This window comes from Streptomyces sp. NPDC098781 (assembly GCF_044759995.1).
GTDB lineage: Bacteria > Actinomycetota > Actinomycetes > Streptomycetales > Streptomycetaceae > Streptomyces.
Genome location: NZ_JBIWAK010000001.1, coordinates 504,626 through 519,910, shown reverse-complemented (window position 1 = coordinate 519,910; position 15,285 = coordinate 504,626). Strand labels below are relative to the sequence as shown.

The window sequence follows — 15,285 nt, the reverse complement described above, 5'->3', positions numbered from 1 at the left end:
CGGTTTCGGGGGACGGGGGACAGCCGGCGGCCATCGGACACCACCTCACTGGGGCGCGGCAGGGGACACAAGGCGTGGGAGGAGGGGCGGCGGGGCCGCCGCGACGCGCGGTGCACGCGCGGCGGCCACCGCGGCTATGTCGTCGGGCATGGTCAGGCCACGGATCCGGAGGCCTTCTTGCGACGCAGCGCGTAGATGCCGGTGCCGGCGACCGCCAGCGCGGCCAGTCCACCGGCGGTCACGCCGGAGGAGGCGAGGCCGCCGCCACCCGTGTGCATACCGCCGTGCGGCTTGTCGTGCCCGGAGCGCCAGGACTCCTCGTCGTCACCGCCGTGGTCACCGCCCCACGACTCCTCGTTGTCGCCCTTCCACGAGTCCTTGCCGTGGTCCTCCTTCCAGGGCTCCTCGTCGCCGTCCTTGCTCCGGTAGCTGTCCGGGTCGTGCTTCGGGTCCTTGGCACCGCCCCAGTCGTCGTCGTTGGTCACGGCGGCCAGCGCTCCGCCACCCGTGTGTACCCCGCCACGAGGCCCGTCGTGCTTGCCCTCCTCCTCGTGCTCCTTGCTGTAGGACTGGTCGTGGTCCTCGGACTTTCCGTGCTCCTCGGACTTGCCGTGGTCCTCCGACTTACCGTGCTCCTCGGACTTGCCGTGCTCTTCGGACTTGCCGTGGTCCTCCGACTTGCCGTGCTCCTCGGACTTGCCGTGGCCCTCGGGCTCGTCGTGCTCCTTGCTGTGGGAGCTGTCTCCCTGGTCCCAGTCACCCATGGTGACGGCGTAGGCGGCGGGCGAGATCGCCAGCGCGGCCGTGGCTGTCGCGGTGGCGAGCAGCATGCGGACAGAGCGCATAGGTAAATCCTTCCGTCACGGCCTGGGCGGCTGACGCTTCGTCACCACTGGGGCCAGACCTTGACGTGATCCACCGTCAGTCATGTCTTTCGCACGCACCATTCGAAGCGATCACACGGGTTACGACCACACCCTGACGGCCCTATGTCGAGCCGCCCCGCCGTTCGGGCAGCCGGATTCACCCGGAGAGGTTTGGGTCGCTCTCAGGCGGTGAGACGCGTGGGATGTCCCACCCGACCGTCACCACCCCCGCCCGCAGACCCGCCGCACCGCCGTCACCTGCGCCTTCCCCGCAGCGGGACGCGTTTTTCGACAACGCCAAGTACGCGGCGATCGTGCTGGTGGCCATGGGCCATGCGTGGGAGCCGCTGCGGGACGGCAGCCGGGCCGTGAGCGCCGTGTACATGCTCGTGTACGCCTTCCACATGCCGGCGTTCATCATCGTCTCCGGCTATTTCTCCCGCAGCTTCGACGGCCGGCCGGAGCGGCTGAAAAGGCTGGTCAGCGGCCTGGTCGTGCCCTATGTCGTCTTCGAGACGGCGTACACCCTCTTCACCCGCTGGACGGACCAGGAGCCGGACCGGCCGATCAGCCTGCTGGACCCGCTGTATCTGACGTGGTTCCTCGCGGCGCTGTTCCTGTGGCGGCTGACCGCCCCGCTGTGGCAGCGGGTGCGCCTGCCGGTGCCGCTCGCGCTCGGCGTGGCGATGCTGGCGACTCTCTCGCCGTCCATCGGCAACGACCTCGACCTCCAGCGGGCCCTTCAGTTCCTGCCGTACTTCGTGCTGGGTCTGTCGCTGCGGCCGGAGCACTTCCGGCTGGTCCGGCGTCGGGCGGCGCGGATCGCGGCGGTGCCCGTGTTCGCGGGCGCCTTCGCGGTGGCGTACTGGGCCGTGCCCCGGATGACCGGCGCCTGGTTCTACCACCGGGACAGCGCGGACGAGCTGGGGGCGCCCGAGTGGTACGGGGTGCTGATGACGCCGGTCCTGTTCGGCTGCTCGCTGCTGCTGGTGGCCTGCTTCCTGGCCTGGGTGCCGGGGCGGCGGATGTGGTGCACGGTGCTCGGCGCGGGCACGCTGTACGGCTATCTGCTGCACGGGTTCCTCGCGCAGGGCGCCAAGTACGGCGGCTGGTACGAGCCCGCCTGGGTGCGGGGGCCGCTCGGCGCGGTCGTCGTCACCCTGGTGGCGGCCACGGCAGTGACGCTGCTGTGCACCCCGCCCGTCCGGCGCGCCCTGCGCTTCGTGGTGGAGCCCGACCTGGGGTGGCTGTTCCGGCGGGAGACACCGGAACCGGCCCGGGACCGGGACCGGGTCGCCGCGAAGTGACCGGCCCGGCTAGGGCTCGCCCACCAGCCCGGCGATGTGCGCGATGACGGTGTCGAGGATGTCGTTCCAGGCGGCCTCGTCGCCGAGCACGAGGTAGTTGAGGGTGAGGCCGTCGGTCATGGCGGCCAGATAGCGGGCCAGGACGGGCGCGGGTACGCGCAGCTTGAGCCCCATGGTCCGCCCGAGCTGGTCGATGAGGTCGGCGTAGGTCTCGGCGTACAGCTGGTACTGCCGTCGCGCCAGATGCTCGAACCCCGGCTGGCGCAGGGCGTACTGCGCCAGCTCATAGGTGAGCATGTGCTCGTCGGGGTGGGCGCGGACGTGGTCCCAGTACGCCTGGAAGCCGGCCCGTACGGTCTCCTCCAGGGTGTCCCTGGGAAGCAGGGCCTCCTTCACCAGCGTCACGTAGTGCCCGGTGATGGTGGTGATGACGGACTCGATCAGCTCCTGCTTGGAGTCGAAGCAGTAGTGGAAGACGCTGAGCGAGACGCCCGCCTCGGCGGCGATGGACCGGGTGGTCGTCCTGGGGACGCCGTCCCGGGCCATCGCCCTGATCGCCGCTTCGGTGAGCTGTCGCCGTCGCTCGGCGGACGGCAACCGTGCCATGGAGCCCCTCTCGTGGGTGTCAGCTGCTGTGGACGCCGACCTCGTAGAGGGAGTAGCCCCAGTCCGTGCCGCGCTCCAGCCCCTGGATCCGCACATACCGGGCCGGCGTGGCGGCGAATCCGGCCGTGTCCAGGCCGCCGTCGCCCGCGGTCGTGGACCAGGCGGTCCGCCAGTTCACTCCGTCGGCGGAGAGCTCGACGCGGTACGCCTTGCCGTACGCGCGCTCCCAGTCGAGGGTGACCCGTTTGACCAGCTTCGTGGATCCGAGGTCGACCTTGAACCACTGGTTGTCGTTCCAGTCGCTGGCCCAGCGGGTGCCGCCGTCGCCGTCGACGGCCCGGCCCGGCTGGTAGCTGGTGAACAGGCTCCACTCCGAGGAGCTGGCGGAGGTGGCCGCGCCACCGGCGAGGTTCACTCCGGCCTGGTGGTTCTCCGAGGCCGACCAGGTGTCGAGGTAGGACTCGGCGCCCCGGAAGAGGTCGTCGACCACGTCCTGGCCGCCGACGCGGCGGATGTCCTCGATCCAGTCCGGGACGAGGCCGTAGTGGGCCGCGCCGTCGGTGTTGAGGTCCCAGGTGCGCTGTCCGGTGGTCTGCCGGTCGATGACCGAGCCGCCGTCGACGCTCTTGAAGGGGTACGTCACCTTGTTCGGGGCGTCCGCGCCGCGCGGTCCGGGCCAGCCGCCGACGCCGTTCATGTCGGTGCCGTAGCCGTAGCCCACGCCGTACTTGTCGCGCAGGGCCTCGGTGCGCTTCGCCTCCGAGATGAAGCCCTCGGAGCCGTGCATGTACTGGGCGATGAAGCCGCCGAGGCCGTAGACCCGCTCGGTCCAGTCCATGTCCATCCAGCTGTGCGAGGACAGGACGCCGGGGTAGGACGCGGACTCGAAGATGTCGAGCGCCCGGCCGGCGGCCTTGACGCTCATGTGGTCGATCTCCAGCATCATCCCGCGGTTCATCATGCCCCGTACGGCGTACTCGCCGAGCCCGGTGAGCCCTCGGACGTTGCACTGCGCGTCCGCGTTGTACGAGGGGACCTCGACGCCCGCCGGGAGCTTCTTCTCGGCCGCGGCCGCGGTGGCGTTGCCGATCGGGTTGTCGTGCTGCGGGCCCTTGCAGGTCTCGGTCTTCCAGAAGGTGCCGGTGGACAGGAACTGGCCGACGTTGATGGCCGTTCCGAGCCCGCCCGAGTCGAAGCGGACGCCGCACAGCGCGTTGTCGAACTTGTGGCACAGGAACATGCTGCGCACGCCCAGCGAGTACAGCTCGTCCAGGCCCTTGTCGATGTCCTCCTTGCTGCACTGCGCGATGTCGAGGATCTGCTTGCAGCCGAAGGGCTCGGAGGTCTCCACGCCGAGGATGACCGCCAGCTTGCCCTGCTCGATGACCTGGCGGGCCTGCGCGCTGTCGGTGACGACCCGGAACCAGCCCTTGCCGGTGCCGCCGTACATCTTGTCGACGAAGGCCTGCATGTCGTACGTCAGCTTGGCCTGGAGCCGGATCGAGGTCATCTCGTCGCAGCTGCGGTCCTTGAAGAAGTACACGGAGCAGATCACGCCGTTGGTGACGAGGTCGTTGACCAGGACCCGCTGGCCGCCGCGCCAGGCGCGCTCCACCCAGGCGTAGTAGTTCTGCTGGTGGGTGAGCGAGTCGTGGGCGGGCCAGTCCTTGAAGGTGGGCCAGCCGTTCGGGTCGTGCTTGCCGTCACCGCCGTTGGTGATGAAGTCGAAGATCGCGAGCGAGCCGTCGGGGTAGTGCTCGGGGCAGTCCTTGAGGGCGTCGGCGACACCCTGGTCGGAGAACGGCTTTCCGCAGATCAGACGGCCACCGAAGGCCTCATTGGAGAAGATGTGGTCGTGCGCGTCGACGAAGCCGCGCACCTCGCCGGCGGCGTTGGTGCCCTTGAAGGGCTCGCCCGTGACGTTGACCTGCGAGTCCGGGGCGGGCCGTGCGCTCGGGTCCCACCAGTCGGGGCCGGCCGCCGAACTCGGGGTCGGTCCGAGAGCGATGGACAGCACTAGCAGCAGGAGCGAGACAACGGTGATGTTCTTGCGTCTGCGGTACGGGCGTCCGGCACTGGTCACAGCCCTCGTCCCTCGGTCGGCGGGATGGCGAGGCCGGATTGTCATGACCTCGCTATATGTGCGACAGAGGATCGCCACTACTGCTTTACGAGTCAAGAGTCCGGGACGGATGACCTGATGACGGGGTGTCGGTTCAACCGGCGTGGGTGACGCGGATCTTGGACTGGCCGTGCGGGAGTTCCTCCCAGTCCGTCATGAAGCGTGCCCGCAGGCCGTGTTCCTCGGCCAGCGCGACGAGGGTCTCGGTGCGGTAGTAGAAGTCCTCCCGCAGGACCTGGTGTTCCTCGCCCTCGGTGCGGTCGAAGGTGAAGTCGAACCAGCCGCCGGGCGCCATGACCCGGCCGACGTTGGCCAGGCACTCCTCGATGACCGTCAGCGGTGAGTGCGAGAAGACGCTGTGGGCGTGCACCACGTCGAAGTGCGCCTCGGGCAGGAAGCGCAGGGTGAGGTCGCGCACCGGGGTCAGTGCGGGGAGCCGTCCTTGGAGGCCCATCTCCGTGACGGTGTCCTGCGCGGCGAAGAGGATGTCGGGCGAGATGTCGATGCCGTAGTAGTGGCCGGGCTCCAGGTGACGGATGAACCGCCAGCCCCCGCGCAGGTTGCCGCAGCCGATCTCCAGCATCCGGTGCTCGGGGCGCAGGCCGTGGCCGAGCAGGTAGTCGAACTGCATCGCGCCGAGCGCCAGCCAGCGCTCCCGGTTGTGACTGCCGACCGCCGCGTCCGGGTCGGCCCGGGCGTCGGAGCGCATCACGGCACGGTAGTAGGCGATGTGGTCGGGGTGGCGGCGGCGCAGCCACAGGTCACGAGCGGACCGGGCCAGGTGACGGGGTACGCGGTCGGGGTGGCGCAGGGCGTAGGCGAGGCGGTGGCCGAATGCCGTGCGGTTCACGGTGGGGTTCTTGGCCGGCATGGGGATCGTGCCTCCCTCGGGACGCGACGCGCTACCACCGAGCATGCTCAGTGGGGTGCCGGGGCGCCACAGGGGCGGGTCTCCCGCGTGCTCGCCGTGGGCGACCGGGGTATCTTCCGGGCGCGCAGTCTGGACCAATGGCGGGCCCGTCCTCCATGATGACGGCGCCATGACAACAGAGCCCTCGGGATGGTCACCGTGCTCGGATCCATGGCGAGAGCCGCTCTCGCCGCCGTACTCCTGCTGGTCCCGCTGACGTCCCTCCCCGAGGTCGAGGCCGCGGCCGAGCCGGGTGCCGCTTCCCCGTCGATCGAGATGCCCGCGGCCGAGGACTGGACGCCGCCCCTGAGCACCCGCGGCCGCTGGATCGTCGACGCCGACGGTGACCGCTTCCGGCTGCGTTCCGGCAACTGGCACGGCGCCAGCGGCACTTGGAACGGCTCGGGCAGCACGGAGGACGACGCCAACCACCACGCCGGCGAGAACTCCGGCCGGATTCCGCTCGGCCTCGACCGCGCCCCCATGGCCGAGATCATCGCCGGTTTCCGGGAGATCGGGATCAACAGCATCCGTCTGCCCTTCTCCAACGAGATGATCCACGACAGCGTTCCCGTCACGGACGACGCCGTCGCGGCCAACCCGGCTCTGCGCGGTAGGACCCCGCTCCAGGTCTACGACGTGGTCGTACGCGAACTCACCGCCGCAGGACTCGCCGTGATCCTCAACAACCACACCAACACCACCCGTTGGTGCTGCGGAGTCGACGGCAATGAGCGCTGGAACACCGGCCAGTCCGCCGGGACCTGGGAGAACGACTGGCTGTTCATGGCCCGCCGGTACCGGGACAACAAGCGGGTCGTCGGCGCCGACCTCTACAACGAGGTCCGCCGCAACATCTGGGACGACCCCAACTGGGGCCTGGGCGACGACCACGACTGGTTCGCCGCCTCGCAGCGCGTCGGCGACCGCATCCAGACGGAGGCCAACCCCGATCTGCTGATCATCGTCGAGGGCATCAACTGGACCGGAATCCCCGTCGACGGCTTCGCCCACGAACGCCCCACCCTGGAGCCCGTACGCCGTCTCTCGCACACCCTCGTCGACTCCGGGAAGCTCGTGTACTCCGCCCACTTCTACGACTACACGGGCCCGAACCACAGTGGGGCGACCGGAACGGGCGAGACCACCGACCCCCGCTACCGCGACCTGAGCCCCACCGAACTGATCGACGTCCTGAACCGCCAGGCCTTCTACGTCACCGCCGAACAGGACCAGCACTTCACCGCCCCCGTGTGGATCAGCGAGTTCGGCGTCGGGGGCCGCGACGAGACCGGCCAGAAGCAGCGGGCCTGGTTCGAGAACTTCGTGGCCCAACTGATCCGCACCGACGCCGACTTCGCCTACTGGCCGCTCGTCGGCTGGCACGAGGACCGCAAGGGCAACGGCTGGGCGCTGCTGCACTGGGACTCCCAGGGCCGGCGCATGGGTCTCTACGACGGTGACGACTGGCGGGCCGCCGCCTGGACGCGGCTCATCGACGCCGCCGGCCGCACCGGGCCGGTGGCGCCGGTCGCCGAGTGGTCCATGCTCAGCCCCGATCACGGCGACTTCGTCCAGTCGCGGCGGATGCGCGCCCTGCCCGACTGGAACTCCGGCGCCCGCAAGGCCGTCTGCCCCGACGGACAGCGGCTGCTCGGCCTCGCCCACACCGGCAACCGGGGACTGTGCTCCGACGTCACGGCCCGTGCCCTGTGGGACCCGGCCGGCGGACACGAGGTGGTCGTGGACGAGCGGCATGTCCGTCCGGGCGGCGACTGGGCGTCCGGGTACAGCAAACTCCAGTGCGCCGACGGACAGTTCCTCATCGGCTACAGCGTCCGCGGCTCGGCCGTCTCCGCCGCCCTGTGCGCCACCGCCCCCGCCGGGCGGCTCGGCGCGAGCGGCCGTACGGTCTGGTTCGACCGGGGCGACAACCGGGGGACGGCCGCGAAGGGCGGTGACTTCGCGCAGGGGCACTACAAGGGTCAGTGCGCGGACGACGAGTACGCGGCCGGGATCGCGTACACCGGCCGGGTGGGCTCGTCCCGCACCCCTGACGCGCTGTACTGCCGAAAGCTGGGCTGAGCCGCCCCGGAGGCCCGACACGACCACGGACGGACCCGAGCAGGCCGCGGCACGATCGCATCGGGGATGCTGGAACCCGGATGCCGATCATTTGTGCTGTCGCCGTACTCGCCGCCGCGAACCTGCTGAACAACTGGCTCGCGCGCGGCCCCGTCCTGTACGTGGTCGTCTGCGTCACGGCAACGGCCGTCCTGCTGCTGATCGCCCGCTGGGACGGGCTCACCCTGACCGAACTGGGGCTCGACGCGGTGGCGGTGCGGCGGGGGCTGCGGTGGGCTCCCGTGCTGGTCGGAATCGTCCTGGTGGTCCTGCTGGCCCTCCTCGCGGTGCCGGCCGGGCGGGAGCTGCTCCGGGACTCCAGGGCGGCCGACCTGACGCCGGCGGGGATGCTGTGGGGGGCGTTGGTGCGCGTGCCGTTCGGGACCGTGCTGCTGGAGGAGACCGCTTTCCGCGGGGTGTTGTGGGCCATGGTCCGGCGGCGGTGCGGCACAGCGTGGGCCACCGGCGTGTCGTCGGTGCTGTTCGGGCTGTGGCACGTCACCGCCTCGCGCGGGATCAACCGCTCCAACGCCGCGCTCGGCTCCGTCTTCGGCGACGGACCGGGCGGCGTGGCCCCGACCGTGGCCGCGGCCGTCGTGGCCACGGCCCTGGCCGGGGTCGTCCTGTGCGAGCTGCGCCGCCGCTCCGGCAGCCTACTGGCGCCGATGGCCCTGCACTGGGCGGTCAACGGCCTCAGCTACGTGCTGGCCTGGGCGGCGGCCCGCTGGTGGCTCGACGGCTGAACGAGGGCCGCGCGGTCAGAAGTTGATCATGTGACCGGCGAGGCCGTGCAGGGCCTCCTTGACCGCCTCGCCGAGCGTGGGGTGCGCGTGGACATTGCGGGCGGCCTCGTGCACGGTCAGGTCCCACTGCTGGGCCAGGGTCAGCTCGGGCAGCAGTTCGGTGACCTCCGGACCGATCAGGTGGCCGCCGAGGAGTTCGCCGTACTTGGCGTCGCTGATCAGCTTCACGAAGCCGGTCGCGTCGCCCAGGCCGTGCGACTTGCCGTTCGCGGTGAAGGGGAACTTCGCGACCTGCACGTCGAAGCCCCGCTCCCGGGCCTGTGCCTCGGTCCAGCCGAAGCTGGCGATCTGCGGCTGGCAGAAGGTGGCGCGCGGGATCATCACGTAGTCCAGCTCCATCGTCTCCGCGTCCGCGATGGTCTCGGCGGCGACGATGCCCATCGCCTCCGCGGCGTGCGCGAGCATCAGCTTCGCCGTCACGTCGCCGATGGCGAAGATGTGCGGGACGGAGGTGCGGCCACGGCCGTCGATGTCGATCGCGCCGCGCTCGGTGACGGCCACACCGGTCTTGTCCAGGCCGTAGCCCTCGATGTTCGGCTGGAAGCCGATGGCCTGGAGCACCTTCTCGGCCTCCAGCACCTGCTGGGCGCCGTCCTTGCCGGTGACCGTGACCCGCACCTGCTCACCGGACTCGTCGACGGCGTCGACCCGGGTGGACGTCATGACGTCGATGCCCAGCCGGCGGTACTGCTTGGCGAGTTCGGCGGAGACCTCCTCGTCCTCCAGCGGGGCCATCCGGTCCAGGAACTCGACGATCGTGACCTTCACGCCGTAGTTGTGCAGCACGTAGGCGAACTCGACGCCGATCGCGCCGGCGCCCGCGATGATGATCGAGCGCGGCAGCTCCTCGGCCAGGATCTGCTCCTCGAAGGTCACCACGCGCGCACTGCGCCGGGTGCCGGGGAGCAGCTTGGGCGTGGCGCCGGTGGCGATGATGCAGTGGTCGAAGCCGATGGTGCGGGTGTCCCCGTCGTAGCCGGCCACCTGGAGGGTGTGCGGGTCGAGGAAGGTGCCGCGGCCGTCGATCTCGGTGATCTTGTTCTTCTTCATCAGGTAGTGGACGCCCTTGACCCGGCCGTCGGCGACCTTGCGGCTGCGGCGGAACGCCTCGCCGTAGTCGAAGGAGACCTGACCGTCCACCTTGATGCCGAAGGTCTTCGCCTCGCGGGTGAAGATGTGCGCCAGTTCGGCGTTGCGCAGCAGTGCCTTGCTGGGGATGCAGCCCACGTTCAGACAGACACCGCCCCAGTACTTCTCCTCCACGACCGCCACGCGCTTGCCCAGCTGGGCCGCCCGGATGGCGGCGACGTAGCCGCCGGGGCCCGCGCCGAGGACAACGACGTCGAAGCGCTCGTCCTGCTCGACCATGGAGAGTTCCTTCCTGAGTACGACGTCCTGCTCTGCCGGTGCCGGACCCCGTGGTGGACGCGGTCCGGCTTCTTCCAGCATGACCGCATCCACGAAGTTGTGTGGCGATGCGGGAGAGTGACGACGATCTCAGGTGGCGCCTGCCGCGGCCGTCCGGCCGGTTTCCGGCGTTGTCAGCCGAGGCAGAGGAGGTTGAGCACGCACAGGTGCGCCGGCGAGGTCCCTTCCGGGGCCGGGCTCGTCGGCGCCGGGGACGTCGGGGACTGCGAGCCGTCCGTCGGCTCCGGGGCCGGGGTCTGCTGCTCGGCCCCCTCGCCGCCGGAGTTCTGACCGCCGGGCGCCGGGGTGACGGTCTGTGTCTGCGGGACCTTGGTCGCCGTGGGAGCCGGTGTGGAGGCGACGTCCGGTCGGGTGAACTGCCGGGTGGTGCGGGGGGTGCCGACGGGCTCGCGGGCGGCGTTCGTCGGGGCCGGGTGCGAGGTGGGCGTGTCGGTGCGCGTGCTCCCCCGGGTGTCCGGCGGCGTGGACGCCGGGCGGGTCAGCTCGGTCTCCTGCTGTTCCGGGAGCGCGAGCCCCACGTTCGGCCGTTCCGGCGCGGTGGCCGCCTGGGCCTTGTCGCCGGACTGCTCGTTGAACGCCGAGACGGTCAGGCCGCCGCCGACCAGGGCCACGGCCGTGGCGACCACGGCACGGCGCTGGTTCTTCTTCCAGCGGGCGCGCTGCCGGCGCCGGGCCGCCCGGCCCTCCGGGGCGGCGGCCACACCGTCCACGTCCTCGGAGGGAGCGAGGTCCTCGGCCCCGTCCGGCTCGGCCTGCGGCGCGGGCTCGGCACGGAAGTAGTCGTCGTACCAGGTGTCGACAGCGGGTGTCCGTGCCGCCGGACCGGGCGTGGCCGAGACGGTGCGTCCTCCCATCGCGGAGGGAGCGATGTCCGGGGCGTAGGCGCCGCACCCGGGGCACACGAGGGCCCCGTTGAGATGCCGACGGCACGAGGAGCAATAGTCCATCTGCGGTCTTTCCTGGGTTGACTGCGCCATCGGCCCTGTTCGGGCGCGGCCTGGTCACGTTCGTATGCGGGGTCGAACGGCCAGAACGCTAACGATCCTTTCGACGGGCTGTGTGCAGCCTGAGTGATACTCCTGCGCAGATGTGCCAGGAAGTGTGTGTGCCCCGTGACCCGCTCAGAGCTCGCAGCACCCCTCGCGACGCATGGAACGACTCACCTCCAGCCACCCCTCGTCGACATGCCGCTCGCCGGCGGTTTCGAAGGCGTCGACCAGGTCCTCCTGCTCGAAGAGCACCCCGCCCCGCAGGACCGCCACCGTGCGGATCAGCGTGTCGAAGTCCGTGAACGGATCCCCGTCCACAACGGTGAGATCGCCGAGCTTGCCCTCCTCCACGGTGCCCAGATCGGCGTCGGCACCGAAGACGCGCGCGGGCAGCAGGGTCGCGGTGCGCAGCACCTCGGCCGGTGACAGGCAGGCGCGATGCAGGGCGCGCAGGGCCAGGTGCAGATGCAGACCGACCGGGACGATCGGCTGGTCGGTGCCGAGCGCCACCAGGCCGCCGCCCGCGAGGATCCGCCGGTAGACGTCCATCTCCCGGTTCAGTGTGGCCAGTTGGGCGTCGGAGGGCGGCTTTCCGGCCCCCTCCCGGACGAGTGCGGTGTCCCACGGCGGCATGAGCACCGTGACCCGCGGGTCGTCCGCGAGCGCGGGGTCGGCGCCGAGGAGGGCGATGGCCGTGAACGGGGTCGCGACCAGGTGGAAGTCGGTGCCCGTGTAGATCTCCTCGACGTCCTGGTAGGAGCGGCCGGTCGCGGAGGTCGCGTGCCCGAACTCCAGTCGCTGGGTGGCCTGGAGATGGGTGGTGAGGTCCTGGCCGAGCTGGACACCCGGGCTGCACAGATGGCCGCCGCTGCGCACGCCGAGCCTGCGGTGCCCGAAGTCGGCGGCCTCCTTCATCACCCAGCCCGGGGCGCGTACGTACGTCTTCACGAAGTCCCAGTCCAGCGCCTCGGCGCGGGCCAGCGAGCGGCGCAGTCCCTCGCGGGTGCGGTGGGCGCGGCCCATGCTGTAGGCGACGCGGGCTCCGTCGAGCAGTTCTCCGGTGGCCAGCAGCCGGGGCCCGGCGAGGACGCCGGCGGCGACCGCCTCCCGGATGCGGGCCTGCTCGTAGGCGAAGCCGCCCAGCGAGACGGCGGTCGTGATGCCGTAGGAGAGCTGGAGGGCGGTCTGCCGGCCGCCGTACGTGCTCTGCCAGGGGTGGGTGTGCGCGTCCCACAGGCCCGGGACGACGGTGCGGTCGCCGGCGTCGACACGACGTGCGGCGGGGCGGCCACCGCGATGCGGGGCGATCTCGGCGATCCGGCCGTCGCGGATGACGACATCGATGTCCTCGCGGACCTCCGAACCGGTGCCGTCCCACAGCCGGCCGGCGTGTACGACCGTGTCGTCCCGGTGCGGTCTGCGGTAGTCCAGCGGGACGCGGACGGTACGGACCCTGCCGCTGCCGATGTCGATCAGGCGCAGGGTGCCCGCGGAGAGGTACAGCAGGGTGTGGGCGTCGGCGGACCAGGAGGGGTGGTCGGCGGGCTCGCCGGTCAGCCGGCGTGGCTCGCCGTCCGGAGTGCCGTCGGCGCGGACCGGCAGCAGCCACAGAGCCGACTCGCTGACCACCGCCATCCAGCGGCCGTCCGGAGACCAGACGGGGCCGGAGTCGTAGCGGTCGGAGAGCGAGGTGTGCGGGGCGAGGGCGTGCAGGGCGGCGGTCCCGGTGGCCGTGTCGAGGACGCGGATGAGGTTGTAGCCCTCCCGGAAGCGCTGGTTGAGGCGGTTGCGGTCGCACAGGGCCACATACCGGCCGTCGGGCGACCAGCTGGGGCGGCCGGGCAGCCCGCCCGAGCCCAGCGGCGCGGCGAGGACCCGTTCGGTACCGTCGGGCAGGTCCCGCACCACGAGGTTGCCGGACATGTCCAGGCAGGCCAGGCGCGTCCCGTCCCGCGAGAGCGCGGGGAACACCCGTCCGCCGTCCGCCAGCACTCTCTCCTCGCCGGAGGCCAGGTCGCGGCGCCGTACGGCGAACAGTCCGTCGCGGTCGTCCGCGTACACCAGCGCCGTGCCGTCAGGGGTCCAGGTGGGTGCCAGTACATAGCGGGTGGCGGGCACTTGCAGCACCTTGCGCGGCGGGCGGCCACCGGTCGTCCGCGCGGTCCACAGGGCGTTGAGCGCGGCGAACGCGACGCTGCGGCCGTCCGGGGACAGGGCGGGCAGGTGCAGCGCGCGGACGGGACGGGTGCCGGAGCCCTCGAAGTCGTACGTCTTGCCGCGGTACCGGGGCCGGTCCACGGGCAGCGTGGCGGTGAACGGGATGTCCTCGCCGTCGCCGGGCGCGTCCGGGTCGACCAGGCGGAAGTGCCCGTCGACGGTGAGCAGCAGGCGCCCGGCGGCCGTCCAGCGGGGCGGCGCGGGCAGCAGGTCGCCCCGCACGGCGACCGGCCGGCCGTCCACAACGAGGATGCAGGAGGCCTCGGGTGCGGCGGTGGTACGCAGATGGGCCAGGCGCCCGGCGGGCGAGACGGCGGGGGTCATGACCTGGGCGCCGGAGTCGTCGGTGTACTCGGTGCTGACCGGGCCGGAGCCGTCGGCGGCCACCGACGCGACGGTGGTCGCGCGCAGGGTGCCGGTGGCGGTGACGCCGGCCCGCACGAACAGCACGCGCTCGCCGTCGGGCGACCAGGCCGGGTCGAAGTCCTCCCAGCGGGCGTCCTGCTCGGGGCCGTGCTGACCGGGACGTCCGGTGAGCCGGGTGAGCGCGCCGGTGCGCACGTCCACGACCCAGACGCGGTACGGGGCACCGGTCACCGTGTCGCCGCCCCGCTCGGAGGCGAACGCGATCCGGGTGCCGTCCGGCGACCAGGCGGGGCCCCGGTCGTCCCAGGGGCCGTCGGTGAGCTGCCGCAGGTCGGAGCCGTCGGGCCGCAGCGTCCAGAGGTGGAAGCCGCCGCCGCGGTAGGCGCAGACCACGAGCCGGGCGCCGTCGGGCGAGAACTGCGGTCGGGTGGGTTCGAGACCGGGCGGGGTGAGCGGGACGGCGGTGCCGCCCCGGCGCGGGACGGACCAGAGCACGTTCTGCACCTCGGCGACCAGCCGGTCCCCGGTCGGCGCGAGGGTCGCGGAGCCGCCCGTGGCGGCGGTGAAGGAGAGGGTGGTGGCCGTGTCGGAGGCGGCGGACGCGACGGGCGTGCCGACGGTGGGAAGCGCGGTGGCCGTGACCGTGGCGGTCGCCGTGGCCTGGAGGAATCTACGGCGGGAGAGAGGGCCGGAGGAAGGTGCGTCAGAGGTGTCTTCAGTGTCCAAGGGAGCTCCCAGTGCGCGGAGTTGGCGGATCGGACGGGAGAGACCACTGGTGGCAACGTAAGGGGCGGTGGCCGGTTACGGGTCCCGCCCCGACGCATCTCGGCCGTTCTTGGGGCCGACCGGGCCGGAAGCGAGGTCGGCCTGACCGGCAGTCATTCGCATCTGCCGGTTTCCTCGACCCCTGCGCGTGGGCGCGGGCCACGCGGTCGCATCGGCTGGCTCGGACCGGACCCAGGGCCCGCGACATGCCGACCGGAGGTGGCCTTGTTCTCCGGCGAACAGATCGAACCCTTGGCCGAATCGGGATGGACCACGTGCGACTCGGTACGGGAGGGCTTCGAGCGGTCCGGGCTTCCGCTCCCGACGGCCGTATGTCTCGAACGTGCCGTCGTCGCCTCGTGCTGGGACCGTGGCGAAGCGTGCGGTGGAGGCGCTCCGGGAGCAGTTCCAGGCCGCCCGGTTCGCCGAAGAGGCCGTCTTCGGCGCCCTGCCGGTGCCGATCCGGACCGGCTCGACACGCGGGGTGCGGTCGATCCGGCGATACGGGCCGACCAGACGGGAAAGACCGGCAAGGGCGCCGTCGATGTGGTCGACCGCGCTCTGCCGGCGGGCCGGCTGGTGGTGCCGCCGGCACCGACAACGTCACCTCGGCGCCGGCCCGGCGGGCACCGCACGGCGAGGTCGGCCGTTGCGGGCGCCGAGTCCCCTGTCGAGGTCTCCTCGTACGGCCCGGCGCCGAAAGTTTCGCGTAGTCCCGCGACTCTTTCCCGGGGGCGAGCCCCTGGCACATAGTGAGGGCTGTGCCACGCCCCAGGAAGGGA

Annotated in this window: 10 protein-coding genes; 3 read left to right on the top strand and 7 right to left on the bottom strand. The window is 71.6% G+C overall.

The genetic code is table 11. The features are described from left to right. Positions 1 to 152: 152 nt before the first annotated feature. The gene (locus tag ACIQWG_RS02320) at positions 153 to 845 is read right to left on the bottom strand and encodes a hypothetical protein (protein ID WP_404089315.1); all 693 of its coding nucleotides are present in this window, start codon (positions 843 to 845) and stop codon (positions 153 to 155) included. A 224-nt stretch (positions 846 to 1,069) separates the two neighbouring features. Here ACIQWG_RS02320 and ACIQWG_RS02315 point away from each other — a divergent pair, with 224 nt between their 5' ends. Next, entirely contained in the window at positions 1,070 to 2,173 is a 1,104-nt protein-coding gene (locus tag ACIQWG_RS02315; RefSeq protein WP_404089313.1) for an acyltransferase family protein, read from the top strand. A 9-nt stretch (positions 2,174 to 2,182) separates the two neighbouring features. On the opposite strand, the gene ACIQWG_RS02310 is transcribed toward ACIQWG_RS02315, so the two are convergent. From ACIQWG_RS02310 to ACIQWG_RS02300, 3 genes are all read right to left on the bottom strand, one after another. Next, positions 2,183 to 2,779: a TetR/AcrR family transcriptional regulator gene (locus ACIQWG_RS02310; RefSeq protein ID WP_404089311.1), complete on the bottom strand. Its 597-nt coding sequence runs from the start codon at positions 2,777 to 2,779 to the stop codon at positions 2,183 to 2,185. A 19-nt stretch (positions 2,780 to 2,798) separates the two neighbouring features. After that, a complete protein-coding gene (locus tag ACIQWG_RS02305; protein ID WP_404089309.1) occupies positions 2,799 to 4,862 on the bottom strand; it encodes a discoidin domain-containing protein in 2,064 nt (687 codons plus the stop codon). Positions 4,863 to 4,995: 133 nt separating this feature from the next. Further along, entirely contained in the window at positions 4,996 to 5,772 is a 777-nt protein-coding gene (locus ACIQWG_RS02300) for a class I SAM-dependent methyltransferase (RefSeq protein WP_404089307.1), read from the bottom strand. Positions 5,773 to 5,961: 189 nt separating this feature from the next. Here ACIQWG_RS02300 and ACIQWG_RS02295 point away from each other — a divergent pair, with 189 nt between their 5' ends. Both ACIQWG_RS02295 and ACIQWG_RS02290 read left to right on the top strand, forming a co-directional pair. After that, entirely contained in the window at positions 5,962 to 7,896 is a 1,935-nt protein-coding gene (locus ACIQWG_RS02295; protein WP_404089305.1) for a glycoside hydrolase family 5 protein, read from the top strand. Between the two features lie 80 nt (positions 7,897 to 7,976). Then, the gene (locus ACIQWG_RS02290; protein ID WP_404089304.1) at positions 7,977 to 8,678 is read left to right on the top strand and encodes a lysostaphin resistance A-like protein; all 702 of its coding nucleotides are present in this window, start codon (positions 7,977 to 7,979) and stop codon (positions 8,676 to 8,678) included. Positions 8,679 to 8,693: 15 nt separating this feature from the next. On the opposite strand, the gene lpdA is transcribed toward ACIQWG_RS02290, so the two are convergent. The 3 genes from lpdA to ACIQWG_RS02275 all read right to left on the bottom strand — a co-directional run bounded on the left by lpdA (position 8,694) and on the right by ACIQWG_RS02275 (position 14,464). Continuing rightward, on the bottom strand, positions 8,694 to 10,106 hold the full coding sequence (gene lpdA, locus ACIQWG_RS02285) for a dihydrolipoyl dehydrogenase (RefSeq protein ID WP_404089303.1): 1,413 nt from the start codon (positions 10,104 to 10,106) through the stop codon (positions 8,694 to 8,696). Positions 10,107 to 10,279: 173 nt separating this feature from the next. Next, positions 10,280 to 11,020: a hypothetical protein gene (locus ACIQWG_RS02280; RefSeq protein ID WP_404089301.1), complete on the bottom strand. Its 741-nt coding sequence runs from the start codon at positions 11,018 to 11,020 to the stop codon at positions 10,280 to 10,282. Positions 11,021 to 11,287: 267 nt separating this feature from the next. Beyond that, positions 11,288 to 14,464 carry an amidohydrolase family protein gene (locus ACIQWG_RS02275; protein WP_404089299.1) on the bottom strand — a complete coding sequence of 1,059 codons (3,177 nt, stop codon included), beginning with the start codon at positions 14,462 to 14,464 and terminating at the stop codon, positions 11,288 to 11,290. Positions 14,465 to 15,285: the final 821 nt, after the last annotated feature.